Source organism: Herbaspirillum huttiense (assembly GCF_004367745.1).
Classification (GTDB): domain Bacteria; phylum Pseudomonadota; class Gammaproteobacteria; order Burkholderiales; family Burkholderiaceae_D; genus Herbaspirillum; species Herbaspirillum huttiense.
Genome location: NZ_CP037993.1, coordinates 3085778 through 3109750 on the forward strand (window position 1 = coordinate 3085778; position 23973 = coordinate 3109750).

The 23973-nt window shown below is 64.5% G+C and carries 25 protein-coding genes; 16 read left to right on the top strand and 9 right to left on the bottom strand.

The features are described 5' to 3' along the window. The first annotated feature begins 5 nt into the window (after positions 1–5). Genes E2K99_RS13905 through E2K99_RS13915 form a run of 3 tightly spaced genes read left to right on the top strand, consistent with a single transcriptional unit; the run spans position 6 to position 3084 of the window. Positions 6–1301: an extracellular solute-binding protein gene (locus E2K99_RS13905; protein ID WP_134222595.1), complete on the top strand. Its 1296-nt coding sequence runs from the start codon at positions 6–8 to the stop codon at positions 1299–1301. Positions 1302–1309: 8 nt separating this feature from the next. Continuing rightward, a complete protein-coding gene (locus tag E2K99_RS13910; protein WP_134222596.1) occupies positions 1310–2194 on the top strand; it encodes a carbohydrate ABC transporter permease in 885 nt (294 codons plus the stop codon). Beyond that, positions 2188–3084, top strand: coding sequence for an ABC transporter permease subunit (locus tag E2K99_RS13915; RefSeq protein WP_134222597.1), 897 nt, complete (start codon positions 2188–2190; stop codon positions 3082–3084). The genes E2K99_RS13910 and E2K99_RS13915 overlap by 7 nt, the downstream gene beginning before the upstream one ends. A 51-nt stretch (positions 3085–3135) precedes the next feature. Here the strand turns inward: E2K99_RS13915 and E2K99_RS13920 are convergent, their stop codons facing one another. Then, a complete protein-coding gene (locus tag E2K99_RS13920) occupies positions 3136–3834 on the bottom strand; it encodes a type 1 glutamine amidotransferase domain-containing protein (RefSeq protein WP_134222598.1) in 699 nt (232 codons plus the stop codon). Positions 3835–3968: 134 nt separating this feature from the next. On the opposite strand from E2K99_RS13920, the gene E2K99_RS13925 reads away from it, so the two are divergent. The 3 genes from E2K99_RS13925 (at position 3969) to E2K99_RS13935 (ending at position 6035) form a co-directional block, all read left to right on the top strand. Next, entirely contained in the window at positions 3969–4880 is a 912-nt protein-coding gene (locus tag E2K99_RS13925; RefSeq protein ID WP_205703676.1) for a LysR family transcriptional regulator, read from the top strand. A 115-nt stretch (positions 4881–4995) separates the two neighbouring features. Further along, the gene (locus tag E2K99_RS13930) at positions 4996–5463 is read left to right on the top strand and encodes a helix-turn-helix domain-containing protein (protein ID WP_134222600.1); all 468 of its coding nucleotides are present in this window, start codon (positions 4996–4998) and stop codon (positions 5461–5463) included. Then, the gene (locus tag E2K99_RS13935; RefSeq protein WP_134222601.1) at positions 5460–6035 is read left to right on the top strand and encodes a PIN domain-containing protein; all 576 of its coding nucleotides are present in this window, start codon (positions 5460–5462) and stop codon (positions 6033–6035) included. Before E2K99_RS13930 ends, E2K99_RS13935 begins: the two co-directional genes overlap by 4 nt. A gap of 148 nt (positions 6036–6183) precedes the next feature. On the opposite strand, the gene E2K99_RS13940 is transcribed toward E2K99_RS13935, so the two are convergent. Beyond that, positions 6184–7509 (bottom strand): dicarboxylate/amino acid:cation symporter, encoded by a 1326-nt coding sequence (locus E2K99_RS13940; RefSeq protein ID WP_121041495.1) that lies wholly within the window; start codon positions 7507–7509, stop codon positions 6184–6186. Between the two features lie 310 nt (positions 7510–7819). Here E2K99_RS13940 and E2K99_RS13945 point away from each other — a divergent pair, with 310 nt between their 5' ends. Further along, a complete protein-coding gene (locus E2K99_RS13945) occupies positions 7820–9406 on the top strand; it encodes a methyl-accepting chemotaxis protein (RefSeq protein WP_134222602.1) in 1587 nt (528 codons plus the stop codon). Between the two features lie 9 nt (positions 9407–9415). On the opposite strand, the gene E2K99_RS13950 is transcribed toward E2K99_RS13945, so the two are convergent. The 4 genes from E2K99_RS13950 to E2K99_RS13965 are packed head-to-tail and all read right to left on the bottom strand — an operon-like array spanning position 9416 to position 11559. Further along, complete coding sequence (locus E2K99_RS13950) at positions 9416–9847, bottom strand: GNAT family N-acetyltransferase (RefSeq protein ID WP_134222603.1); 432 nt, start codon at positions 9845–9847, stop codon at positions 9416–9418. 37 nt (positions 9848–9884) lie between these two features. Next, entirely contained in the window at positions 9885–10319 is a 435-nt protein-coding gene (locus E2K99_RS13955) for a PaaI family thioesterase (protein ID WP_039787905.1), read from the bottom strand. A gap of 7 nt (positions 10320–10326) precedes the next feature. Further along, entirely contained in the window at positions 10327–10629 is a 303-nt protein-coding gene (locus E2K99_RS13960; RefSeq protein WP_134222604.1) for a Dabb family protein, read from the bottom strand. 60 nt (positions 10630–10689) lie between these two features. Further along, positions 10690–11559 (bottom strand): LysR substrate-binding domain-containing protein, encoded by an 870-nt coding sequence (locus E2K99_RS13965; protein WP_134222605.1) that lies wholly within the window; start codon positions 11557–11559, stop codon positions 10690–10692. A gap of 202 nt (positions 11560–11761) precedes the next feature. Here E2K99_RS13965 and phnD point away from each other — a divergent pair, with 202 nt between their 5' ends. The 8 genes from phnD to E2K99_RS14000 all read left to right on the top strand — a co-directional run bounded on the left by phnD (position 11762) and on the right by E2K99_RS14000 (position 18797). After that, a complete protein-coding gene (gene phnD, locus E2K99_RS13970; RefSeq protein WP_134222606.1) occupies positions 11762–12628 on the top strand; it encodes a phosphonate ABC transporter substrate-binding protein in 867 nt (288 codons plus the stop codon). After that, a complete protein-coding gene (gene phnC, locus E2K99_RS13975; RefSeq protein WP_134222607.1) occupies positions 12625–13428 on the top strand; it encodes a phosphonate ABC transporter ATP-binding protein in 804 nt (267 codons plus the stop codon). Before phnD ends, phnC begins: the two co-directional genes overlap by 4 nt. Beyond that, positions 13425–14273 (top strand): phosphonate ABC transporter, permease protein PhnE, encoded by an 849-nt coding sequence (gene phnE, locus E2K99_RS13980; RefSeq protein ID WP_134222608.1) that lies wholly within the window; start codon positions 13425–13427, stop codon positions 14271–14273. Before phnC ends, phnE begins: the two co-directional genes overlap by 4 nt. A 40-nt stretch (positions 14274–14313) precedes the next feature. Next, positions 14314–15405 (top strand): iron-containing alcohol dehydrogenase PsrA, encoded by a 1092-nt coding sequence (psrA, locus tag E2K99_RS13985; protein WP_134222609.1) that lies wholly within the window; start codon positions 14314–14316, stop codon positions 15403–15405. A 31-nt stretch (positions 15406–15436) separates the two neighbouring features. Beyond that, positions 15437–16264, top strand: coding sequence for a phosphonoacetaldehyde hydrolase (gene phnX, locus E2K99_RS13990; protein WP_134222610.1), 828 nt, complete (start codon positions 15437–15439; stop codon positions 16262–16264). A 166-nt stretch (positions 16265–16430) separates the two neighbouring features. Continuing rightward, on the top strand, positions 16431–16565 hold the full coding sequence (locus tag E2K99_RS26090) for a hypothetical protein (protein WP_259432446.1): 135 nt from the start codon (positions 16431–16433) through the stop codon (positions 16563–16565). Continuing rightward, entirely contained in the window at positions 16552–18078 is a 1527-nt protein-coding gene (locus tag E2K99_RS13995) for an FGGY family carbohydrate kinase (RefSeq protein ID WP_134222611.1), read from the top strand. Before E2K99_RS26090 ends, E2K99_RS13995 begins: the two co-directional genes overlap by 14 nt. 173 nt (positions 18079–18251) lie before the next feature. Next, the gene (locus E2K99_RS14000) at positions 18252–18797 is read left to right on the top strand and encodes a glycerol-3-phosphate responsive antiterminator (RefSeq protein WP_134222612.1); all 546 of its coding nucleotides are present in this window, start codon (positions 18252–18254) and stop codon (positions 18795–18797) included. Positions 18798–18840: 43 nt separating this feature from the next. Here E2K99_RS14000 and E2K99_RS14005 read toward each other — a convergent pair whose 3' ends face one another. Next, positions 18841–21345 (bottom strand): DUF3141 domain-containing protein, encoded by a 2505-nt coding sequence (locus E2K99_RS14005; protein ID WP_134222613.1) that lies wholly within the window; start codon positions 21343–21345, stop codon positions 18841–18843. A 140-nt stretch (positions 21346–21485) separates the two neighbouring features. Here E2K99_RS14005 and E2K99_RS14010 point away from each other — a divergent pair, with 140 nt between their 5' ends. Continuing rightward, on the top strand, positions 21486–22358 hold the full coding sequence (locus E2K99_RS14010; RefSeq protein WP_134222614.1) for an HDOD domain-containing protein: 873 nt from the start codon (positions 21486–21488) through the stop codon (positions 22356–22358). A gap of 20 nt (positions 22359–22378) precedes the next feature. Here E2K99_RS14010 and E2K99_RS14015 read toward each other — a convergent pair whose 3' ends face one another. Further along, positions 22379–22675 (bottom strand): FmdB family zinc ribbon protein, encoded by a 297-nt coding sequence (locus tag E2K99_RS14015; RefSeq protein WP_134222615.1) that lies wholly within the window; start codon positions 22673–22675, stop codon positions 22379–22381. Between the two features lie 86 nt (positions 22676–22761). After that, entirely contained in the window at positions 22762–23940 is a 1179-nt protein-coding gene (gene fmdA, locus E2K99_RS14020; RefSeq protein ID WP_013234603.1) for a formamidase, read from the bottom strand. Positions 23941–23973 lie beyond the last annotated feature (33 nt).

A 23973-nucleotide genomic window follows, 5' to 3' on the forward strand; every position in this document is an offset into this window, starting at 1 on the left:
TCTGCATGGCATTGCTGCTGGTCTTGGCGGTGCCGCGCGCGCAGTCGGCCAACTTCGAATTCTGGAGCAGCCACAGCGGTCCCATGGCCCAGGCCGTGCGGCAACTATGCGCCGGCTTCAATGCCGCACAAAAGCAGCATCAGGTACGTTGTGTCACGCCCGGCTCCTACGAGCAGACCATGCAGAAGACCATAGCCGCCTATCGCGCCGCGCAACAACCTGCGCTGGTGGAAATCTACGATGTAGGCACGCTGGACATGATGCTGAGCGGAGCCATCGTGCCGGTCCACCAGTTGATGGCCGCACATGGCTACCACGTGGACTGGCAGGATTACCTGCCCGCGATCCGCAGCTATTACACCGATGCCAAGGGGCAGTTTGATTCCCTGCCCTTCAATGTCTCCACCGCTGTTCTGTACCTGAACACTTCCAGGCTGCAGCAGGCCGGCATCAACACCTTGCCCGCCACCTGGAGTGAACTGGAGCAGGCCGCACGGCAGTTGCGCGCGGCTGGCCAGACCTGTCCGCTGGTGAGCGACTTCAATCCCTGGATCCTGCTGGAGCAGGTCAGCACCATCGAGGGCGCACCGCTGGCCGACCAAGACAACGGCCACCGGAGCCTGGCCACCCACTATCTGTTCGACCAGGGACTGCATCTGCGCTTCATGCAGCAGGTACAGCGCTGGCATCAACAGCATCTGCTGGTGGAAGCCGCCGCCACCCGCACCGGGCGTCATACCCTGGCCTTCACTACCGGGGAATGCGCCATGCTGCTCGACTCCACCAGCGCCTGGCATGCCGTGGCGCGCAGCGGCCTGCCTGGACTGGCAGTACTGCCGCTGCCGGTGCATGCCGGGAGCGCGCGCCACAACAGCGTACCCGGCGGCGCCTCGCTGTGGGTGATGAAGGGATTTGACGACCAGGTCTATGCGGCCGTGGCGGCCTTCATCGCTTATCTGCAGCAACCGCAGAACCAGCGTCTGCTGGTGCGGCAGACCGGTTATCTGCCCGTTACCCGCCAGGTGGCAGCCCAGATCATGGACGACGCGGGGCACTATCCGGCCTCGGTGGTGGCGGGCATTCATTCGCTGGATGCGAACGCTGGCCAGCCAGGAGTCGGACCGCGCCTGGGCTTCTTCCCGCAGCTGCGGCTGGCCTGGACCGAGCAGGTGCAGACCGCACTGGCCGGCCAGCAGGACATGGCGAGTGCCCTGGCCAAGGCGCGCCGCCGGGGAGATGCCTTGCTGCAGCGTTTCCGCCTCACCTATGCCCCCGCCGATTCCCCTGCACCGCAGCGCTAGCACACATCATGGATACCCGCCCCGCCTTCCCTGCCCGCTGGTTCCCCCTGCTGCTGGCCGCGCCGCAGATGCTGATCGTGTTTCTGTTCTTCCTGTGGCCGGCCGTCAAGGCGATCGCCTGGTCCTTCTATCTGGTACGTCCCTTCGGCAACGGTTCGCACTTCGTCGGACTGGACAACTACCTGCGCATCCTCACCGATGACGGCTTCTATGCCTCCCTGCGCGCCACGCTGGTCTTCACGGCCGGCAGTACCCTGCTGGCCGTGACCATCGCCCTCGCACTGGCGGCCTGCCTGGAACTGGATGTGCGCGCCAAGCGCCTGCTGCGCAGCATCTTCATCTGGCCCTATGCCGTGGCCGGGGTAGTGGTCGGTATCGTGCTGAAGGTCTTGATCAATCCGGTTACCGGTTTGCTGGCTTTTCTCAACCACCTCTGGCCGGGCCTGTGGGCCCCCCATCTGGCTGGCCAGCAAGCCATGCTGGTACTGATCGCGGCCTTCGCCTGGACCCAGGTGCCGCTGAACTTCATCCTGTTTTCTGCCGCCTTGCAGCGGATTCCCGCCGATCTGACGGGAGCCGCCGCCATCGATGGGGCTGGCCCGTGGCGGCGCTTCGTGGATATCCAGTTGCCGATGATCGCACCGGCACTGCTGCTGGCCGGTGTCCTGAACGTGATCGAGGCCTTTACCCACGGCTTCGGGCTGGTGGACGCACTGACCCAAGGCGGACCCGGCCGCAGCACGGCGATCCTGGCCTATCAGATCTATTCGGATGGCTTCATCGGGCTGGACCTCTCGGGCTCATCGGCCTTGTCGGTGATCCTGATGCTGTTCATCGTGGCGCTCACGGTGTTGCAGCTGCGCTTCTTCCGCCAGGGAGCAGGACGATGGTAGAGCGCCATCCGCGCATGACCGCGCTGGCCTACTGCATCCTGGGGCTGGGCGTAGTGCTGGCCTTGGGGCCGCTGTACCTGATCCTGTGCTCGGCCAGCGTCTCCAGCCAGCAGTGGATCAGCCAGGGCATGCCGCTCATGCCAGGCACCGCGCTGCCGGACAATCTGCGCGAAGTGGCGCAGCGCATCGACCTGTGGCGCCATCTCTTCAACAGTCTGCTGGTGGCAGCCCTGGTGGTGACCGGCAAGCTGCTGCTGTCCTCGGTCACGGCTTTTGCAGTGACCTACTTCCAGCCGCGCTGCCGGGGCCTGATCCTGGTCTTGCTGTTCAGTGCCCTGCTGCTGCCGCTGGAAGTACGCATCGTCCCGACCTATGCAGCGGCCTCCGACTTGTTCGAACCGCTGCGCAGCCTCTTGCAGGCGCTGGGCCTGAGCGGACAGCATGCGGTGCCGTCGATCAGCCTGATCAATACCTATGCAGGCCTGTCCTTGCCGTTGGTGGCGTCCGCCACGGGAACCTTCCTGTTTCTGCAGTTCTACCGCACCATCCCGCCCGAGCTGGTGGAAGCGGCGCGCATCGACGGGACCGGGCCGTGGCGCTTCTACGTAGATATCCTCCTGCCGCTGTCGAAGACCAATTTTGCGGCGCTGGGATCCATCGTCTTCATCAATACCTGGAAAGACTACATGTGGCCCCTGGTCATCACCAGCCATGACCAGATGCGCACCATCACCCTCGCGCTGGCCAGCTTCCTGCCGGTGGAAAGCGGGCAGATGCCGCAGTGGAACCTGCTGATGGCGGCGGCCCTGGTGGCCATCGTGATCCCCGCCGTGTTCGTGGTGGCGGCGCAGCGCTGGTTCGTCAAGGGCATCGTCGGCACGGAAAAATAAAGGCCCGCCCCGCATGGGACGAGCCTTTCAACCAGCAGACTACAGGAAAAATCAGGCACCCAGTTCCAGCGCTTCCAACAACATTTCAGCCACGCGCTCGGAAGACTGCGGATTCTGGCCGGTGATCAGCTGGCCGTCACGGATGGCAAACACCTGCCAGTTGTCGGTCCCCTCAAAGACGGCACCCAGTTCACGCAGACGGCTCTCCAGCAGGAAGGGCACGACCTCGGCCAGTCCCACTTCGCGCTCTTCGGCATCTGTGAAGGAATTGACACGCTTGCCAGCCACCATCGGCTTGCCATCGGCCTTCACGGCCGACACCAGGCCAGCGGCACCGTGGCAGACTGAAGCAATGAACTTGCCGGCGGCATAGGCGCTCTCGACGGTCTTCTTGACGTTGGCATCGGTGGGCAGGTCCCACATGGTGCCATGGCCGCCGGGGAAGAACACCGCATCAAACGCGCCGACTTCGATCTCGCCCAGCGCACGCGTGGCCGCGATGCGCTGCTGCAGTTCCGCATCGGCCAGCATGCGTTCGACGATGGCATCGTTCTGGCCTTGCGGCTTGACGCTGCCCGGGTCGATCGGGGCCTTGCCACCGGCGGTGGAGGCGATGACGACCGAGGCACCGGCATCCACCAGGGCGTAGTACGGGGCTGCCAGTTCTTCGGCCCACAGGCCGGTGGGCTTGTCGGTGTCACCCATGCGGCTGCTGGAGGTGACGATCATCAGGATGTTGGGCTTCTTCATGGTGTTCCTTTCTTCACGAGGGAGGGACGGCATCTGCAGCAAAGCGGCATTGCCAGACTGCCGATCACTGTATTCCCATCACAAACAAAGATAAACTCCATTCCTCTCAATTCATTCATTACATCATTGAACAAATGCGCAACTTCGATCCCGTCCAGTTAGGCAGCATCGAACTGTTCTGCAAAGCCGCCGAACTGGGCAGCTTCACGGCCGCCGCCGAGGCGCTGGGCCTGACGCCGGCCTCGGTGAGCCGTTCCATCAGCCGGCTGGAAGCTCGTCTGGGCGTACGGCTGTTCGCCCGGACCACGCGCCAGATCCGGCTGACCCGCGAGGGCGAGCTGTATCACGAGCAGTGCCGCCAGGCGCTGGAACAGATCGCCGAGGCCGAACGCATCCTCACCGGCCAGCAGAAAGTGCCCAGCGGCCCGCTGCGCATCAGCGTCGGGACGCCTTATGCACACTATCGGCTGTTGCCGTTGCTGCCGCGTTTCCAGGCGGCGTTTCCGCAGATCGAGGTGGAATTGAGCATTGCGAACCGCGTCATCGATTTCGTCGAAGAGGGCTATGACCTGGCCATCCGCCTGGGCGTGCCCCAGGATTCGCGGCTGATCGCGCACACGCTGGAGGATGCCACGCTGGGCGTCTTTGCGTCCCCCTCCTATCTGGCCCGGCGCGGCACGCCCGACAGCGTGGAAGCGCTGAAACAGCACGACTGCATCCAGTTCATCCTGCCCAGTACCGGACGCGCGATGCCGTGGATCTTCAAGGACGGACAAGGGCGCGACATGGATTTTCATTTCCGGAGCCGGCAGCGCATCCATGACGACGTACTGGGCTGCGTCAACTGGGCCATTGCGGGCGGGGGCCTGTTCCAGATCTATCACTTCATCGCGCAAGCCGCCATGCAACGGGGCGAGCTGGTGGAAGTACTGCAGTCGGCCGGGCATCGTACCCGGCGTTTCTCCATCCTGTATCCGCATAATCGCCATCTGTCGGCGCGGGTGCGGGCGTTTGTGGATTTCGTGATGCAGGCGGTGCGGCCTTGAAGATACGGACGGACAAGATAGTCGCAAGGATTATCTTTTCGTTTATTTCGATTTTCGAATGTTTCGAATATGATACTCAGACCAGTCCAGATCATCTTTTCTGCCGAGACCCTTCATGACCATGTCTGCTACCTCCAACATGTCCCTCCCCGCCGCCAAGGAAGTCGAGATCGCCGTCAAAGGCCAGCGCGCACTGGCCGCCTATCTGAGCACCAAGCTCGATACCCAGCGCATCCAGATCTTCGATGAACACAACCGCCCGCACGCCATCGAACTGCCCACGTCGGCCTTGCGCCTGCTGGTGCAGATCCTTGCCGAGCTGGCTGACGGAAATGCGGTCAACGTGGTCCCGGTACACGCCGAGCTGACCACACAAGAAGCGGCGGACCTGCTCAACGTCTCGCGCCCACATTTCGTCAAGCTGCTGGAAGAGGGCCTGATCCCATTCCATCGCGCAGGCAAGCATCGGCGCGTGAAATTTGCCGACCTGATGCGCTACAAGCAAGAGCGCCGACGAATCAGCACAGAAGCCCTGGACGAACTCGCGCAACAGGCCCAGGAATTGGGAATGGGATACGAATGAGGCATTCCCCCTTTACAGCCCTCTACGATGCATGCGTTCTCTATCCTGCCGCCTTGCGGGACTTCCTCATGTGCCTCGGGCTCTCGGGGTGCTTTCGCGCGCGCTGGAGCAGGGCCATTCACGACGAATGGAAACGAAATCTGCTGATCAATCGTCCCGACCTGGCAAAAGCCCAGTTGGACCGGACGTCCGACCTGATGGACCGCGCTATTCCAGACAGCCTGGTGGAAGGATATGAAGACTTGATACCGGGCCTGTCCCTCCCCGATGCCGATGACCGACACGTACTGGCGGCAGCCATCCGATGCGGAGCAAGCGTGATCGTGACGTTCAACGCGCGCGACTTTCCGCCCAAGGCACTCGCCCCCTACGGCATCGAACCGCAACATCCCGACGAATTCGTCCATAACCTCATGGACCTGGATGCCGCAGCAGTCACGACAGCCGCGCAACAACAGCGAGCCAGATTGAAAAATCCACCGATCGAAGTGGAGACCTATCTCGATATCCTGTTGCGCCAAGGGCTGGTGCAGACCGTCAAGGCGCTCTGGGCCTATCGCGCCGTCCTCTGAAACCACGTGGCCGGTTCCCTCATTGCCCGCCGCGTATTGTCCATCAACAAGCTGCTCCCAAAAACATCGGCCCCATCGCCACGTCAACCAAGACGCGAGGATGGGGCCGACGAGGCAATGGGTGCGGGAGTGCTTCCCGCCTCCCTGCTTAGTGATGCATCTTGGCTTCGGTACGATCCAGGACGGCTTCAGGTGCTTGTGCGTCTTCCACGGTCTCATTGTTCAAGACCTTGGTCAGGCGTTCGCTGTCCAGTTCACCGCTCCACTTGGCGACCACCAGGGTGGCCACGCCGTTGCCGATGGTGTTGGTCAGTGCGCGAGCTTCCGACATGAAGCGGTCGATACCCAGGATCAGCGCCAGACCGGCCACCGGCACGTGGCCCACGGCCGACAGCGTCGCCGCCAGCACGATGAAGCCCGAACCCGTAATACCGGCTGCTCCCTTGGAGGTCAGCAGCAGCACGCCCAGGAGCGTCAGTTCCTGCACGAAGGTCATGGGGGTGTTGGTCGCCTGGGCGATGAACACGGCCGCCATGGTCAGGTAGATCGCGGTGCCGTCCAGGTTGAAGGAGTAACCCGTCGGGATCACCAGGCCGACCACGGTCTTCTTGGCACCGGCGTTTTCCATCTTGGCCAGCATGCGCGGCAACACCGATTCCGAGGACGAGGTACCCAGCACGATCAGCAGTTCTTCCTTGATGTACTTGACGAACTTCCAGATCGAGAAGCCGTGCAGGCGGGTGATGATGCCCAGCACTACGAAGATGAACAGCAGGCAGGTCAGGTAGAAGGTGCCCATCAGCTTGGCCAGCGAGAACAGCGAACCCACGCCGTACTTGCCGATGGTGAAGGACATCGCGCCGAAGGCACCGATCGGGGCCACCTTCATGATCGCGCCCACCACCGAGAACAGCACGTGCGAGATCTTTTCGATGAAATCGAACACCAGCGTGCCGCGGCCACCGAACTTGTGCAGCGCGAAGCCGAACAGCACTGCCACCAGCAACACCTGCAGCACGTCACCCTTGGCAAAGGCGTCCACCATGCTGGTGGGGATGATGCCCAGCACGAAGTCGGTCACCGAACCCATCTTGCCCGGGGCGGTGTAGGCGGCGATGCTCTTGGTATCCAGCGAAGCCGGATCGACGTTCATGCCCACGCCCGGTTGCAGGAAGTTCACCAGCAACAGGCCGATGATCAGTGCCACGGTGCTGACGATTTCGAAATACAGCAGGGCCAGGCCGCCGGTTTTGCCGACCTTCTTCATGTCTTCCATGCCGGCGATGCCGATGACGACGGTACAGAAGATGACCGGCGCGATGATCATCTTGATCAACTTGACGAAGCCATCACCCAGCGGCTTCATGGCTTCACCGGTAGACGGATAGAAGTGGCCCAGCGCGATACCGATCACGATGGCACACAGGACCTGGAAATACAGGGACTTGTAAAGGGGCGGTTTTTGCGCCGACATAGTGCTTTCTCCTTGAAACATGGATGACCGGCGGGTCCGTGGAGACCTGCCGCCTGCCGTTGTCGGATCGTCGTCCGTTCTGGCGGGTACTTATTGTTTGTCCGGGAGAACTCCCCCTCCCCGGTTCGGCCGCAAGTATCTCGCAGTCATTTCCGGGCGGGTATTGTGGGAAACCACATAGCGTCACTAAAGAGGCACGCAAACTGCTTTATTCTTCATTCTGCATAGCAACAAAATTCGCTATATTCTGTGCCGGACTGAACGGTTCATTTTTTCTCCGGATGCAGTCGGCACTTACAAGGAAAACATCGTGCAACGAAAACTGACGGTCACCGCCCGCCTGGCGATCCTGGTGGCGGTACTGTGCGGCAGCGTAGTCCTGCTGGCCTGGCGCGACATACAGGGCATGGCGTCCAGCAACGACAAGCTGCGCTACGTCTATGAAGACCGCACCATGGCGCTGATCCACATTGCCCGGGTGCGCGATGCGCTCTACCTGAACCGCGACGTCATGGGCCGCGCCCTGATGATGGCCAACCTGCCCGCCCCCGCCATAGACGACAGCAACGGTACCAGCAGCGATCGCATCAAGCCCCTGCTGGAGCGCATCCCCGCGCTGGATGCGACCTTCGAGCAAGGCTGGCAAGCTTACCGGGCGACGCGGCTGGAGCCCCAGGAACAGACCGAGGCGGAACGCTTCGAGCAGAGCTGGCGGCGCTACGTTGCCGAGCGCGCCGTGGTGCTGGACCTGTTGCGCAGCAACGAGCCGCTGCAGGCCAACCGCCGCTGGACCCCGCTGACCAGCGAGCTGGCCGGCCTGGCGACGCAGCTGGCCACCCTGGGCCAGTTGCAGGAAAGTTTTACGCGCACCTCTTATGAGGCGGCGTTGCAGGACTATCGGCAACTGCGCACCCACAACCTGCAGATCGCCGGACTGGCGCTGGCCATCGGCGTGTCCATTGCGCTGTGGATCATGATCAGCCTGCGCCGCCAGCTCGGTGGAGAGCCGGATTACGCCGCCCACATCGTGCATCAGATCGCCGAAGGCAATCTGGGCGTGGCGGTCACCCTGCGCCGCCGGGACCGCAGCAGCCTGCTATACGCGATGCAAGGCATGCGCGAACGGCTCACCGACATCCTGCGCGGCGTCACGCTTCTGACGCAGGCCCTGGGCGACTCCGCCCGCCAGCTCAATGCCACCGCCCAGGACCTGGCGAGCGCTTCCAACGAGCAGGCGGCCGCCGTGGAAGAAGTACACAGCGCCATCAGCAACATCAGCCTGGCCATCCAGCAGACCGGAGAACATGCCCGCCGCACCGACCAGATCGCCCTGAACGCTGCTGCCGATGCCGACCAGAGCGGCGCGGCCGTCCAGAGCACGGTGGCGGCCATGCGCGGCATCGCGCGCCAGGTCGGGGTGATCGACGACATCGCCTACCAGACCAATCTGCTGGCCTTGAACGCCGCCATCGAGGCGGCGCGCGCGGGAGAACACGGGCGCGGATTCTCCGTCGTGGCGGCTGAAATCCGCAAGCTGGCCGAGCGCAGCCAGGGCAGCGCGCAGGAGATCAGCGTGATTGCCCAGCAAAGCGTGGAATTGGCCGAGGCCACCAGCCAGCGCCTGGCCGCCGGTACGCTCAACGGCATCCGCGAAGCCTCACAGCAGATCAACCAGATCACGCTCTCGGCGCGCCTGCAGGAGGAAGGGGTGCAGGAAATCGGTTCGGCGGTGATGCAGCTCAATGACACCACCCAGCGCAACGCCGCCGCCTCCGAGGAACTGGCCACCACTGCGGAACTGGTGGCCGAACGGGCGCGCGAACTGACCGCCCAGCTGTGCTACTTCAGACTGGACGAGAGCCGTCCGGCAATGCCGCCGTCGGCCTCGCAAGCTTGAGCAGGACGATCAAGCGGCCGACCCTTGCAGTCGCGCGCGCATGGTGATGTGGGGGATGCCGGCTTCCATGAATTGCTCACCCTCGCGGGCGAAACCATGGCGCTGGTAGAAGCCCTCGGCATGCACCTGGGCATTGAGGATGACTTCGGCGTCACCGCGTGCACGAGCCGCGGCAATCAAGGCCTGCAAGACGGCGCCGCCCACGCCTTGGCCGCGCCCGGCCTTGCGCACGGCCATGCGGCCGATGTGCCCGTCCGGCAGCAAGCGGCCGGTCGCCAGCGGCTGGCCAGCATCGTCATAGGCCACGGCGTGTACGCAATGCGGGTCCATCTCATCGAGCTCGATCTCGGCGGGTACCTTCTGTTCATCGACAAAGACCTCGAAGCGAATCGGCTGGGCCTGCGCACGCAGCTGCTCCCAGCTGCCGGTGGTGATTTTCATGGTGGACTTCCTGCAAAAAAAGAACAGCGTGCTCCGCTCACTCCTGATCCAGCTTGCGCGAGATATCCAGGCGGCGAATCAGCTTGAAGGTGCCCATGGCCTTGGCCACCAGGCGATCGCCGTTGAACAGTTCGGCCTGGCAGAAGCACATGGTGGTGGAGCGGTGATAAGTGTGGCCGCGCGCGATGATGGTGTCCCCTGCGTGCCCGGCCGGCTGCAGGAAACTGGTGCTCATCTCGACGGTCGCGGAGGATTTGGCATCGGGAGCGCCGGCGCGGGCCGACAGGCCCATGGCAACGTCCAGCAAGGTCATGCTGATGCCACCCTGGGCCACATGCCAGCTGTTCATGAACTCGGGCTTGAGCTTCAGTGCCATGACGGCGCGGTCATTGCCGTATTCCAGCACCTCCACGCCCAGTGCTTCCAGATACGGATTCCCCTGCGGGAAGATGTCAGTAACGGACAGACTCATGCCGGCCTCAAATTTCGTAATCCATACACTGGCGCGCTTCGCGCACGGCACCGATGAAGGGCTTGATGGCCACGTGGTCCGGATGCTCCTGATAGGCGTCCAGCGCTTCGCGCGAGGCAAATTCGGAATAGAGCACTACATCGCAGGTCGCTTCCAGGCCCGGCTGGGCCAGCACAGCTTCGAACTTCAGGATGCCGGGCACCACGTTGGCACAGCTGTCCAGCAGGGCCTTCATCTTGAGCAGGTTGGTGGCCTTGTCAGCCCCTTCTGCATGGTCCTTCAGTTTCCACATGACGATATGCTTGATCACGGTAGGGCTTCCTGGTCAGAAATGAACAGTCCGTAATGATAAGCCAAAGTGCCAGTTGCCTCAGTTGCCAGCGTTGCGCTGGGCGCTCTTCATGAAGGAGCCGACCAGCCGCCCCTCCCTGCGTTCGGCCAGGCAATAGACATAGGTGTGGGTGCTGACCGGATCGCCCTCGATGCGCACCATGCGGAAACGTTCATCCGCAATGAATTCTGCCTCGGAAACCGCCCCCAGGCCCAGCCCCCGTGCGACTGCTTCGCGCAAGGCTTCACGGCTGCCGATTTCCATCACGATCCGTGGGCTTGCACCGGCCTGCTGCATGGCTTTTTCCAGCGCCAGGCGGGTGGTGGATCCCTGCTCGCGCATGAGCATGGGCTGCTGGTCCAGCTCGGCCAGGGAGACCGCTTCGCGCTGGTAGAAAGGATGACTGTGATGGGCGAACAGCACCACCGCATGGTCGGCGTAGGGCAGCGCATGAAAGCGCGCGTCGTCAGTGAAACTGGCCAGCACCGCCACGTCGGTCACGTAGTTTTCGAGGTCAGCCAGGGATTGCGCGGAGTTGCCCAGTTTGATCGACAGCTCCACCTGCGGATAACGGGCGCGATAGGCATCGACCATCTCGATCACGTGAAACGGGCCGACCGCGCCGATGCGCAGATGGCCCACGTGCAGCGCGCCCGAATTGACCAGCAGGTTCAGGGCATCGAGCTCCAGCTCCGCGATGTTCTGGGCGATCGGCAGCAGGCGCTGGGCGGTCTCGGAAAGATCGACACGTCGCCCGCGCCGGAAGAACAGTTCCACGTTGTGCTCACGCTCCAGCGATTGCACCTGGGTGGTCAGCGTGGGCTGGCTCACGCCCAGCGCCCGGGCAGCGGCCGAAAAACCGCGATGGCGTGCGACGGCCAGGAAAGCGCGCAATTGTGAAGGGATCATCTATAGATCCTATCAATAGATTCATTCGATTTTCACGATTATATCGATAACAGGGGCGTCACAATGTCTCTTTAAGCTTCTGTCCTGTCGGCGCCGCATCAACCGCAACGGCTCCTGACGAGCGCCATGGCCGAACCATCGGTCCTTTGGCACCCCGCTCATCGCGTCCCGTCCCCGGGACGCCCTCAACAAGGATGCAATCATGCAGCGACGCAGCTTCTTCACCCTGTGCCTGGGCGCCCTCGCCTCTGTCTTGCTGGCAGGGCCTGCAGCCGCAGTACCGCCACTGACTGTCGGCCTGATCCCGGCCGAAGATTCGCAGGCCATGCTGGAAAACAGCAAGGCCGTCATCGACAGCCTGCAGCAGCAACTGGGCATGCCGGTCAAGCCCTTCATCGCCACCGACTACAACGGCATCATCGAAGCGCTGCGCTCGCGCAAGCTGGATGTGGCTTATCTCGGCCCGTTCTCCTACGTGCTGGCCAGTTCGGTGGCCAACGTGGAAGCCTTCGCCGTGGCCGAGACCAAGAAGAGCGGCCGCAGCATCTACAAGAGCCTCATCATCACCCGCAAGGAGAGCGGGCTGCAGAGCCTGGAACAGCTGAAGGGCCGCACCATGGCGTTTGTTGATCCCTCGTCGGCTTCCGGGCACCTGTTCCCCAGCGCCGGCCTGCAGAAACTCAACATCGATCCCAACAAGTATTTTTCGCGGGTGATCTTCTCGGGCTCGCACGACGCCAGCATCCTGGCCGTGGCCAACAAGAAGGTCGACGCCGCCGCCGTGGCCGACCGCATCCTGGCCGCGGCCGTGGCCAAGGGTGTGGTGCAGCAAGCGGAACTGAACGTGGTGTGGACCTCGCCGGACATTCCCGAGTCGCCCATGGTCTGGCGCAAGGATCTGGACCCGGCCCTGAAGCAGAAGATCGCCGCCGCCTTCGCCAACATCAAGGACGTGAAATGGGGGGACCAGGGCGTCCTCAACGGTTTCGTGCCCACTACCGACGGTGCTTACGACGTGGTGCGCGAGACCGCCAAGATCCTGAACCTGGACCTGAAGGCCATGAAATGATCCACATCCGCGGCCTCGCCAAGCAATACGGCAGCCATGCCGTCTTGCGCGGGATCGACCTGAACGTGCCGGCCGGCCAGTTCCTGGTGGTACTGGGCCCGTCCGGGGCGGGCAAATCGACCCTGCTGCGCTGCCTGAACGGGCTGGTCCAGCCCAGCTCGGGAGAACTCCGGGTGGCCGGCTACGATGCCACCGACACCCGCGCCCGCCAGGTACGCCAGTTGCGGCGCCAGGTGGCGATGATCTTCCAGCATCACAACGTGGTGCCGCGCCTGTCGGTGCTGAAGAATACCCTGACCGGCCGCCTCGGTCAGGCTTCCACCCTGGCGTCGATCCTGCAGTTGTTCTCGCGCCAGGACATTGCTCTGGCCCTGGACTGCCTGCGCCGGGTGGAATTGGAACACAAGGCCCATCAACGCACCGATGCGCTCTCCGGCGGCCAGCGCCAGCGGGTCGGCATCGCCCGCGCCCTGGCCCAGCAGCCGCAGGTGATCCTGGCCGACGAGCCCATTGCCAGCCTGGATCCCAAGACCGCGCGCCTGGTGCTGCATTACCTGCGCGCCGCCTCGCGGGAGCTGGGCATTACCGTGCTCTGCAACCTGCACCAGGTGGACTACGCCCGCGAGTTCGGCGACCGCATCATCGGCCTGGCCGGAGGACGTCTGGTCTTCGATGGCACCGGTGAAACGCTCAACGAACACCATCTCGACGCCATCTACGCCGGCAAGCCCGACATGAACGAGGCTGAATTGCCCCTGATGGCATCGGCCCTGCAGGCAGCAACAGGAGCACTGACATGAATTTTTCTTCCCCGGCCGCCCCCCCTTCAGGACAGCGCGGCTACTTGTGGACCGGTCCACGTCCGGCAACGCTGCGCGGCTGGCTGGGCTTCATGGCGATTGTGCTGCTGGCGGCCTGGATCCTGGCCTGGAGCGCTGCCGGCACGCAACTGTCGTGGCGCGAATTGGCCAATGGCCTGCCGCAGATCGGCGACTTCCTGGCGCGCTCCTTCCCGCCCAACTGGGGCTTGCTGCCGTCACTGCTGGCCCCGGCCGTCGAAACCTTGCAGATCGCACTCTGGGGAACCTTGCTGGGTGTGCTGGGCGCAGTACCGGTGGCCTTGCTGGCCGCGCGCAATCTCAATGCCAACCGCACCCTGCATGCGCTGGTACGCCAGGGCCTCAACGTCACGCGCAGCATCAATGAACTGATCCTGGCGCTGGTGTTCGTCTCGGCAGTGGGTCTGGGGCCCTTTCCCGGGGTGCTGGCGCTGGCTGTACACGGCGTCGGCATGATCGGCAAGTTCTTTGCCGAGAGCATCGAGGAAATCGACCAGGGGCCGTTGGAAGCCCTGCGTGCCACCGGAGCCCGGCCCCTGCAGGTGATTGTCTTCGGGGTGCTGCCCCAGGTGGCTACGGCCTGGATCGCCACCGTGCTCTACCGTTTCGAAGTCAACCTGCGCCAGGCCACTGTGCTGGGCATGGTCGGCGCCGGCGGACTGGGCTTTGAACTGGTCAACAGCCTCAAGCTGTTCAAGTACCAGGACACGGCCACCTGCATCGTCGTGGTGACCTTGATGGTGGTGGCGGCAGATGCCCTGTCGAGCCGGCTGCGGCGCATGATCCAGGACGGCCATGCCCATTGACTTCGCCCCTCCCCGTTTTGATGCAAGAAGAGAAAAAAACATGTGGCATTTCCATAATCCTGTCGAGCTCCATGCCGGTGTCGGCAGCCTCGCACAATTGCCGCAGCTGCTGGCCGGCCGGCCCGCATTGCTGATCACCTTTCCCGAAGCCGCTGCCCTGGGGCTGCAACAGAAGGTTGCCGACCTGCTGGGCCCGCAACTGGTTGGCATCGACAACAGCGTCCTGCCCAATCCTGACGTGAGCTGGCTCACCGGCATGCACCAGCGCCTGTGGCAGCGCCACGCCGAGGTACCCTGCCTGATCGCCCTCGGGGGCGGCAGCGTCATCGATTGCGCCAAGGCCATGCTGGCGCCCACGCCGTCGGGACGCTTTGACGAACTGCTAGCGCATCTGCGCGAAGACACCCCCTTTGAACCCGACCCGGCGCATCTGAAATCGCTCATTGCCATCCCCACCACGGCCGGCACCGGCAGCGAAGTCACGCCCTGGGCCACGCTGTGGGATGCGCAGGGCGGGCGCAAGTATTCACTGCATCGCCCCTGGACCTGGCCGCAGGCCGCCATCATCGATGCCAGCCTGATGCTGAGCCTGCCTGCACCGGCAACGCTGGCCAGCGGCCTGGATGCGCTCTCCCACGCGCTGGAGGCGATCTGGAACGTGCATCGCAACCCGGTCTCCTCGACCCTGGCCAGCAGCGCCGCCCGCGCCATCGTGGCCACGCTGCCGGCGCTCGTCCGCCAGCCTGACGACCTGGCCCTGCGCGAACAGATGGCATTGGCTGCGCTCCAGGCCGGCCTGGCCTTTTCCAATACCCGGACTGCGCTGGCGCACTCCTTGTCCTATGACATCACGCTGCAGCGCGGTGTCCCGCACGGCATCGCCTGTTCCTTCTCGCTGCCGCACATCCTGCGCCTGGCGATGGGGCGCGACAGCGCGGTCGATGCCCTGTTGCTGCAGATCTTCGATGCCACAAGTACCGAGCAGGCCGTCGCGCGCCTGGCCGGCTTGCTCGAATCGCTGGGCGTGTCCACCGACCCGGCCCACTATGGCCTGCAAGACCGCTGGGAAGCGGCCCTGCAGGCAGCGCTGTGCGGACCGCGCGGACGCAACTTCATCGCCGCCCGCCACTGACTTCTGCTGACTCACTTTCAAGGAAAATCCCATGCACCCATCTCTCGCCCGTCCGCGCAACCTGCAAGCCGTCATCTTCGACTGGGCCGGTACACTGGTCGACTTCGGTTCGCTGGCGCCCACGCAAATCTTCGTCGATGCCTTCAAGAGCTTCGGCATCAACCTCACCCTGCAACAGGCACGCGGCCCCATGGGCCTGTCCAAGTGGCAGCATATCCGCGTGCTGCTGGACGATACGGCCATCGCGGCGCAGTGGCAGCAGCAGAGCGGCCGGGCGCCCACCGATGCGGATGTCGATGCCATCTATGCCCGCTTCATGCCGATGCAGATCGCCAAGGTCGGCCAGTATTCGCAGCCCATCGCGGGCGCGGCGCAGGTGCTGGCCTGGCTGCGCGGCCAGGGTCTCAAAATCGGTTCCTGCTCCGGCTATCCGCGCCAGGTGCTGGATGTGCTGCTGCCGATGGCGGCCGAGGAAGGCCTGCGCCCCGACCACGTGGTGGCCGGCGACGAACTGGAGGCCGGTGGCCGTCCGGGCCCCTACATGGCGCTGGCCAACGTACTGGCGCTGCAGATCGATGACGTGGCCTGTTGCATCAAGGTCGACGATACGGTGCCGGGAATTGAGGAAGGTATTCGCGCCGGCATGTGGAGCGTTGGCCTCTCCCTTTCGGGCAATGAAGTGGGGCTCACGCGTGCCGAACTGGACGCCTCGCCGACCGAGGAAATCGAGCGCCTCAAGACACACGCCGAAACACGCCTGCTCGCCGCCGGCGCGCACTACGTGATCGATTCGGTGGCCGACCTGCCGCAGATCGTGGCCCACGTCCGGGCACGTCTGGCAAGGGGTGAACGCCCCTGAAAACAGGCGAGATCGGCTGCCGCGCCCCCTTTTGCGGTCGTTGACAAGCCCGTCGCCGGGCTCATAGAATTGCCCGGCAGATAATTCACACAAGAGACCATCTGCAAGATGGTCTCTTCACGCGCGCAGTGCGCAGGCCTCTTGCAGTCAACTTCAGGAGAGCCCTGTGCACACCGCAGTCCCCTTGCGCGACATCGACGATGTCGCCGCCTTGATTGACTCCCGCCCCTACCGCTCCGGCCACGCCACCGCCAGCAGTGCGCCCGTTCCTGTCGACAGAAGCCGCCATGAACAGCCGTGACGGGATCCTCGCCATCGACGCCGGCAGCTCCAGCACCCGCGCGGCGATCGTGACGGCCGACGGCCTGGTCTCCTGCCTGCACCGACGCCCCTTGCGCACGCACTCCGCGCGCAGCGGCGTGGTGGAACAGGATGCGGCCCTGATCTGGCAGCAGACCCTCACCGCGTGCCGCGCCAGCCTGCAGCAGGCGCGCCAGAAGGGACTGCGGGTGCGCGCCATCGGCCTGTGCAACCAGCGCGCCAGCGCCGTGGTGTGGGATACCGTGAGCGGAGAACCGCTGGCACCGGCACTGTCCTGGCAGGACAGCCGGCACGCGGCCGAACTGGCGGCACTGGCACCGCACTGGGATCAGCGGCTGCGACCGCGTCTGGGGCGACCGGTCGGCAGCCGCTCGCCCTACCTCTGGGCGGCCCATCTGCTGCGCCATCAGCCGCGCGTGGCGCGTGCCTGGGCGCAAGGACGGCTGGGCTTTGGCGGCATTGACACCTGGCTGCTGTGGCAACTGAGCGGCCGCCGCCTGCTGGCTACCAGCGCGACCAATGCCACGGCCTGCAATGCCTATGTGCTGGACGCGCATGCGTATGCGCTGGACTGGCTGGAGGCGCTCGGCTTCCCCGCCACGCTGCTGCCAGCGCTGTGCCAGGATGCCGACGACTACGGCCGCAGCGACGCTGCCCTACTCGGTACCGCCCTGCCGATTCGCGCCTGCGCCGGAGATCAGCTGGCCGCTGCCATCGGGCAGGGTTGCCTGGAACCCGGCCAAGCGCTGTGTCAGCACGGCACCGGCAGCTTCATCGACGTGCTGGTCGGCCCGCGCGTTGCACTCGCCCCCGCCGACAGCACCGCCGAGGGCAGCGTAGTAGTCACCGCCAGGCGTCAGAACGGCGTCTCCCACTTCGCCCTCGAAAGCTACACCGCCACCACCGGTGCCGCCCTCACCTGGGCCTGCCAGCGCCTGCGCTGGTTTCCGGATGCGCGCCAGCTGCTGGCCCTGGCGGCCAGCGTGAGTTCGGCCGGCGGCGTCAGCTTCCTGCCGGCGCTGGCCGGGATGCAGTCACCGCAACGCCAACCCGCAGCGCGAGCAGCCCTGCAGGGGATGTCGCTGGCCACGGGCCGCGCCGAAGTGGCACATGCGCTGGTGGAGGGAATCGCGCAATCGGTGACCGCGTGCGTCAGTGCCAGCGCCGACACGGCCGGACTACCGGTCTCGCGGATCATGAGCGGCGGCACGCTGGCCAGCAGCGACCTGCTGCTGCAGTTGCAAGCCGACCTGTCGGGCGTAACCACCTGCCGCACCCACCAGAGTGCGCACGCCAGCCTGCGCGGCATCGCTTTCCTGGCCGGCAGCCATGGCCTGCTGTGGGATGACTTGCACCAGGCCTGCGCCCGGACCCGGTTGCAGGCCGTCTTCAAGCCACGCATCGACTACGCCGAGCGTGCCTGCCGCCGTGCCCGGTGGCAGGCACGGCTGTGTGCCGAACTGGACCATGTGCGCCAGGAAACCGCACCTTAGCCGCGCGTCTTCCATTCGCCTTTCTTTCTTGCTTCTCATTTTTTACTCTGGAACCTTGCATGCGCTCTCCCTCTCCCCCTCGTTCCCCGGCACGCGCCGCCGCCGCGCCGGCCTCTCAGCCCGCCTCCTCTGACGACCGCTCCCTGCAAGCCAGGCTCAGGCGGCATCCGGTCATGGCAGCGCTCTATGGAACCCAGCACCTCCCTGCCTTTCTCGCCAGCGCCGCTGAAGTCGGCATCGTTGCCAACGTGGAGTTGCGTGAGTTGCAGGCGCTCAGCACCCGTGTCCGGGATGCGGGCAAGTTCCTGATGCTCAATGTGGACACCTGTGAAGGACTGGCGCAGGACAAGGCCGCCATCGATTATCTGGTCGCCCTGGGCGTACCGTCGCTGGTGTCAACGCGGGTGGCCACGCTGCTGCGGGCCAGCCGGGCCGGCATGATCACCATGCAGAAGGTATTCGTGACCGATCGCACCACCTGGCCGCGCAGCCTGAAGGCGCTCGAACAGAGCGAACCCAACCTGGTGCAACTGATGCCGGCACCGATGCTCAAGCAACTCAAGCCGGCGGACCGCGCCGTGCTTCCGCCCATCGTCGCGTCGGGCTTCGTCTGCAATGCAGACGATGCGCGTGCGGCATTGGCGGGTGGCGCGGTGGCCTTGTCCACCAGCGAGCAGGCCATGTGGAACCTGCCCGCCGGGACTTTCGGCAAGCCATGACGACCATCCGACCGGGGCAACGTGAACCCCGGCCTTGAGCATTTCAACTGCGCTTGGAGCGCGTGCGCGCCGGTGTGCCGCTCCGGGTGGTCTTGGCGGTCCCCGTGGCTTTGGCGACAGGCGCAGACTTCGTTGTCTTGGCAGAGGTCTTGGCCTTGGCGCTGGCAGGCTTGGACGAAGGCGCGCTGTTGACCGGCTTTGGCGGCGCACTCGCCTTGGCCGGCTTGGCCACGGGCGCAGGCGCGCGTGCCGCCCGCTTGCGCGGTGCGGCCGCCGGTCGCGCCGGTTCCTCGTCGGACGACGGCAAGGTCAGCGCATCACCGTCTTCACCAATGGCCTTGGTCAGCTTGCGGGCCAGCGCAATCACGCGATCGGGATCAACCTCCAACGTTCCGACCAGCAGTTCAATGATTTCCGAGCGCGGATTGGCCAGCGTCGGTTCGATCATCATCACCGCCGCTGCCAGCGCCAGCGCGCGCTCGCGCGAGGCTGCATCGGGCAGCATCTGCCCGAGTGCATTGAGTGCCTCCACCGGGGCCACCGCCGTAATACGCGCTTGCTCCTTCAACAGTTGCACCCAGTTGGTCTGGGGCGACACGCTGGCATGCATGTTCGGCAGTTGCGCCAGCAGCCTGGCCAGACGCAGGCTGCGCCGTTCGAACGCACCGATGGAGACCATGCCGGCGATGACGATCCGGCAAACCGCTTCGGCAAAGCCGCCGTCGGCAATCTGGCCGATGACCGTATCACGGTAGCGTCCCAGCTCCTGCTGCGCCCAGCGCTGGGCGAGTTCGGCATCCGGCTCGCGCGGCGGCAGCCAGGCCCCCAGTCCGGTCGGACCGAACAGCTGGCGCGTCATCCGTACCGTGCGGGCATCGCGCTGGTCGCGCCAGGCATTGAGCTCGTCGGTGATCTTCTGCGCCATGCGCCGTTCGTATTGCTTCAGCGGATGTTCCGGATCCAGCTGTACCCGTTGCGCGCGCGCGGTAGCGGCCTGCTGGCGGATGAAGGCGGCGGCCGGATGCTTGTCCGAGAACAGTTGCCGCTGCATGCGCAAGGGATTCATGCGCATCAGCGTATTGGCGCTGTCGCGGGTCGCCGTCATGCGCACCCAGGGCCGGACCCAGGTCTTGTACCACTGCGCATTGAGTTGCGACCACTGGCTGATGGTCGAGAACAGCGACTCTTCCTCGCGGCCCTCGGGATTGAGCTTGCGCAGGTCTTCCATGGTGCGGTGCTCGTAGTGCACCGTGTAATCGCCAGGCTCCAGCGCATCCCAGCGCTGGGTCGCGCGGCCGTCCTTGCGTTCCAGCTTCATTTCGTAGAGCCCTGGTGGCAGGCTCTCGATGACGTCCAGCGAGCTGACCAGCTGGTCGTGTTCCTTGAGCGCCACCGAGCCGCCCACGAAGATGCCCAGATGGCCCACGCTCTCGTGCAGCACGTAGATGATGGTGCGGCCGGCGGCGGCGATGGCGCGCTCGTCGCCCCAGACATCGATGATCCAGTTCAACGCCTGCGGCGGCGGCGTGATGTTGTCGCCCCAGGAGGCGAAGACCACGATGGGCGCAGTGATGTCGCGCAGATTGACTGCCCTGCCCTTGACCTCCAGCTCTCCGCGCGCCAGCTTGTTGCCCACGAACAGATTCTCGGTGATGGCCTCGATCTCGGCCCCGGTCATGCGGAAGAAACCGCCCCACCAGCGTTCGAATTCCAGGAAACGCCCTGCCTCCTGGTCGACTCCGGCCCAGAGGTTGTAATACTTGCTCCAGAAGGTATTGGCCGGATTGAGCTTCTCGAAGTTCTCGACCAGATAGGCGCCATCGAAGCGGTCGGCCCCGAGATCGGCGGCCAGCGAGGCCAGCCAGGTCCCGCCGAGGTTGGCACCGCTGTAGCGCATGGGATTGAGCGTGGAGCTGCCGGCCCAGTAGGAGGCCGGGGCACCGACCATCATCAGCGGCCCGAACAGCTCGGGCCGCACGGCATCAAGCGTCATCATGGCCCAGCCGGCCTGACAATTGCCGATCACTACCGGCTTGGCCGGGCATTGCGGATGGCGGCGTATCACTTCTTCGAGGAAGCGCGCCTCCGCATCCATCACGGTGACCAGCGTCTGGCCCTCCTCGGGCTCCGGCCGGAAAGTGACGAAATACACGGTATGCCCGGCCTTCATCGCCATGCCCACTTCCGAATCGAACTTGAAGCCGCCAATACCGGGGCCGTGTCCCGCGCGCGGATCGACCACCACCACCGGTCGTGCCTGCGGATCGACCGGCAGGCCCGGCGGCGGTTGCAGGCGCAGCAAGGCGTAATTGCAGGGCTGCGGCAGGTCGTGACCGTCCAGCACCAGTTCGTGATCGAATTTCAGGAGCGGCGGCGTGCCCTGCTCCAGATGCTCCAGGTAGTCATTGCCACGGTCGAGCAAGGTATCGAGGAAAAGGAAACTGCGCTGTACGCAATCCTGCACATAATTCGGTACATCTCCCCACGCCCCGGCGGGCGTGACGGGCTGCTCGGGAGGATGCGGGTCGGACGTCTTGCGGCTTGCCATGGGTGCACTCCGGTCAAGTGAGACTTCCATCATACTGACCTGGATCGTCAGCAAATCGTCCGAACTCTGCGACAATGGAACCGCAATTCCCGGAATTGCCTGCAAAAAAACCACACAAACCATTGCATGGAGGAACTGTCATGGAGCTCAAGAGCCTGGTAGACCAGCCCGGCAAGCTGCCGACCATCCCCAAGGTCGTGCAGCAGCTGATGACCAGCTTCAACAGCGAGGAAGTCTCGGCCCAGGATATCGCCCACCAGATTGCGGCCGACCCGACGCTCACCGCCAAACTGCTGCGACTGGCAAACTCGGCGTTCTTTCACGCTTCGCGCACCATCGGCACGGTCGACGATGCGCTGCGCATGCTGGGTTTCATCATGGTGCGCAATCTGGTGCTGGGCAACGGCATGGTGGCGGCTTTCAAGAGCACGCGCGGCATGGAGCTGCCGCAGTTCTGGCGACATACCCTCTACACCGCGGTGGCAGCGCGCTGGCTGTCCATGCACGCCGGCATCCACGGCGAAGACAATGGCGATGCTGTCTTCACCGTCGGCATGATGCATGGCATCGGCCAGTTGCAACTGCATGCGGTGGCCGCCGCGACAGTCGCCTCGCTGGACAAGCAATGCAACGTGCTCGACGCCGACCGCGCCGAACGGGAAAAGCAGACCTGGGGCTTTCACTACGCCGATGTCTCGGCCGAACTGGCGGCGATCTGGAATTTCCCTGAAGCGCTGGTCACGGCACTGCGCTCGGTGCCTGATCCGCTGGCGGCGGGCCGGCTCGACCGCGCCGCTGCCTGGGTACACCTGGGCGCGTGGGCCGCGCGCGTGACTGTGCTGTCACTGGATGACGAAGCCGCACTGGCCACCTATCCGGTGGCCGTGGGCAAGAAGCTGGGCGTGGATCCGGCCTGGATGCCGGTGCTGGTGAAACACGATCCCGACAAGGCCGAGCGCGCCATGCCCTCGCTCACCGAACTGGCGGCGGGGCTGGACGCCATGCTGGAGTAACTGGAGCAATCCGGCCGGCCTCAGGTCGCGCAGATGCTGCAGCTGTGACCCTTGCAGTTGTGCAGCACGCTGCTGCGGCCTGCCCCTGCATGGGTGCCCGGCCCGGTCGCCCCCTGCCCGGCCAGTTGCTCGGCACCGTTGCGCGGCTGCCAGCGATACTTGACCTGCAAGCCGACATGACCGCCCGTGGGCATGGGTGAGGCGGCCGTCTCCTCCTTGCAATAGGGACAGCAAGTCTGGCCGTGCAATCCCTGAAGGGGAATGAGGCGTTCGAAGATGCCTTCGCAATGGCTGCAACGAATGTCATACAAGGGCATGGGGACTCCTTCACCAATCCGTTATCACGAAAAAAACCGGCCAGGCCTGCGCCCGGCCGGGAACACACACGTCACTGCGTTGATCGTTAGCCCTTGCGGCCCCAATAGGATTTGTCGTTGAGCATGCCCTTGGGCGTGATGTCCTGATCGAAGATGGAGGTCGGCAAGGCCACCGTGCAGGCGCAGTTGGGAATATCGACGATGCCGCCGATGCGCCCTTCCACCGGCGCGGCCGTCAGCAGCATGTAGGCCTGGCTGCCGGTGTAGCCGAAGTGGGTCAGGTAGTCGATGGCCTTCAGGCAGGCTTGACGATAGGCCACGGTGGCGTCGAGATAGTAGTTCACGCCGTTTTCCACGCTGATGCCTTCGAAGGTCAGCCACTGCTCGTAATGTGGCTTGACGATGCTGGGCATGAAGATGGGCGAGGTGATGTTGTACTTGGCCATGCCGCCCTTGATGAGGTCGAAGCCGACGTGGCTCACGCCATCCATCTCGATGGCGCCGCAGAAACCGATCTCGCCGTCGCCCTGCGAGAAGTGCAGGTCCCCCATCGAGAAACCCGCACCCTTCACGTACACCGGGAAGAAGATGCGGGTGCCCGCCGACAGGTCCTTGATGTCGGTATTGCCGCCGTGCTCGCGCGGCGGCACGGTGCGGGCGGCGACCTTGGCCATCTCGTCGAATTTCGCACCGGTCAGGCCGCGCAAGACGGCAGTGCTGGGGTTCGGTGGTTGCGCCAGACCCTTGGCGGCCAGCGGCGCTTCCCGCCGATTCCACTCAGCCAGCAGATCGTGGGACGGCAGGCAACCCATCAGACCAGGGTGGGTCAGGCCTGCGATGCGCACGCCCGGAATATGGCGCGAGGTGGCATACAAGCCTTTCAGGTCCCAGATGGCCTTGTCGGCTTCGGGGAAATAGTCGGCCAGGAAGCCACCGCCGTTTTCCTTGGCAAAAACGCCCGAGAAACCGACCGGGGTCACCGGCTTGATGTCCAGCAGGTCGATCACCAGCAGGTCACCCGGCTCTGCGCCCTCGACATGGAAGGGACCGGTCAGCGGATGGGCGCGGGTGAGATCGACGTTCTTGACGTCGGAGACATCGTCGGTGTCCTGAATCTGCGCGTCGAGGAAGTCCAGCGACTCGATCAGGATGGATTCGCCCGGCTTGACCGAGGCCAGGAACGGCAGGTCCGGGTGCCAGCGGTTGTGACCCAGTTCAGCCTGCTCTGCCAGCGGGACGCCGGGCTTGATCTTGAAGTGTTGCATGCGATCTCCTTGGTGGTGGATGTGTGATGAGGC

Bases quoted from the DNA above. Each gene is read 5' to 3' on its own strand.
- E2K99_RS13955 (WP_039787905.1), bottom strand. From the start codon at position 10,319: ATGAGTCTGTCCGTTACTGACATCTTCCCGCAGGGGAATCCGTATCTG.
- E2K99_RS13940 (WP_121041495.1), bottom strand. From the start codon at position 7,509: ATGTCGGCGCAAAAACCGCCCCTTTACAAGTCCCTGTATTTCCAGGTC.
- psrA (WP_134222609.1), top strand. From the start codon at position 14,314: ATGTGGCATTTCCATAATCCTGTCGAGCTCCATGCCGGTGTCGGCAGC.
- E2K99_RS13920 (WP_134222598.1), bottom strand. From the start codon at position 3,834: ATGAAGAAGCCCAACATCCTGATGATCGTCACCTCCAGCAGCCGCATG.
- E2K99_RS13910 (WP_134222596.1), top strand. From the start codon at position 1,310: ATGGATACCCGCCCCGCCTTCCCTGCCCGCTGGTTCCCCCTGCTGCTG.
- E2K99_RS13995 (WP_134222611.1), top strand. From the start codon at position 16,552: ATGAACAGCCGTGACGGGATCCTCGCCATCGACGCCGGCAGCTCCAGC.
- E2K99_RS13935 (WP_134222601.1), top strand. From the start codon at position 5,460: ATGAGGCATTCCCCCTTTACAGCCCTCTACGATGCATGCGTTCTCTAT.
- phnX (WP_134222610.1), top strand. From the start codon at position 15,437: ATGCACCCATCTCTCGCCCGTCCGCGCAACCTGCAAGCCGTCATCTTC.
- E2K99_RS13915 (WP_134222597.1), top strand. From the start codon at position 2,188: ATGGTAGAGCGCCATCCGCGCATGACCGCGCTGGCCTACTGCATCCTG.
- E2K99_RS14000 (WP_134222612.1), top strand. From the start codon at position 18,252: ATGGCAGCGCTCTATGGAACCCAGCACCTCCCTGCCTTTCTCGCCAGC.
- E2K99_RS13930 (WP_134222600.1), top strand. From the start codon at position 4,996: ATGACCATGTCTGCTACCTCCAACATGTCCCTCCCCGCCGCCAAGGAA.
- E2K99_RS13965 (WP_134222605.1), bottom strand. From the start codon at position 11,559: ATGATCCCTTCACAATTGCGCGCTTTCCTGGCCGTCGCACGCCATCGC.
- E2K99_RS13905 (WP_134222595.1), top strand. From the start codon at position 6: ATGGCATTGCTGCTGGTCTTGGCGGTGCCGCGCGCGCAGTCGGCCAAC.
- E2K99_RS14015 (WP_134222615.1), bottom strand. From the start codon at position 22,675: ATGCCCTTGTATGACATTCGTTGCAGCCATTGCGAAGGCATCTTCGAA.
- E2K99_RS14005 (WP_134222613.1), bottom strand. From the start codon at position 21,345: ATGGCAAGCCGCAAGACGTCCGACCCGCATCCTCCCGAGCAGCCCGTC.
- phnE (WP_134222608.1), top strand. From the start codon at position 13,425: ATGAATTTTTCTTCCCCGGCCGCCCCCCCTTCAGGACAGCGCGGCTAC.
- phnC (WP_134222607.1), top strand. From the start codon at position 12,625: ATGATCCACATCCGCGGCCTCGCCAAGCAATACGGCAGCCATGCCGTC.
- phnD (WP_134222606.1), top strand. From the start codon at position 11,762: ATGCAGCGACGCAGCTTCTTCACCCTGTGCCTGGGCGCCCTCGCCTCT.
- fmdA (WP_013234603.1), bottom strand. From the start codon at position 23,940: ATGCAACACTTCAAGATCAAGCCCGGCGTCCCGCTGGCAGAGCAGGCT.
- E2K99_RS13925 (WP_205703676.1), top strand. From the start codon at position 3,969: ATGCGCAACTTCGATCCCGTCCAGTTAGGCAGCATCGAACTGTTCTGC.
- E2K99_RS13950 (WP_134222603.1), bottom strand. From the start codon at position 9,847: ATGAAAATCACCACCGGCAGCTGGGAGCAGCTGCGTGCGCAGGCCCAG.
- E2K99_RS14010 (WP_134222614.1), top strand. From the start codon at position 21,486: ATGGAGCTCAAGAGCCTGGTAGACCAGCCCGGCAAGCTGCCGACCATC.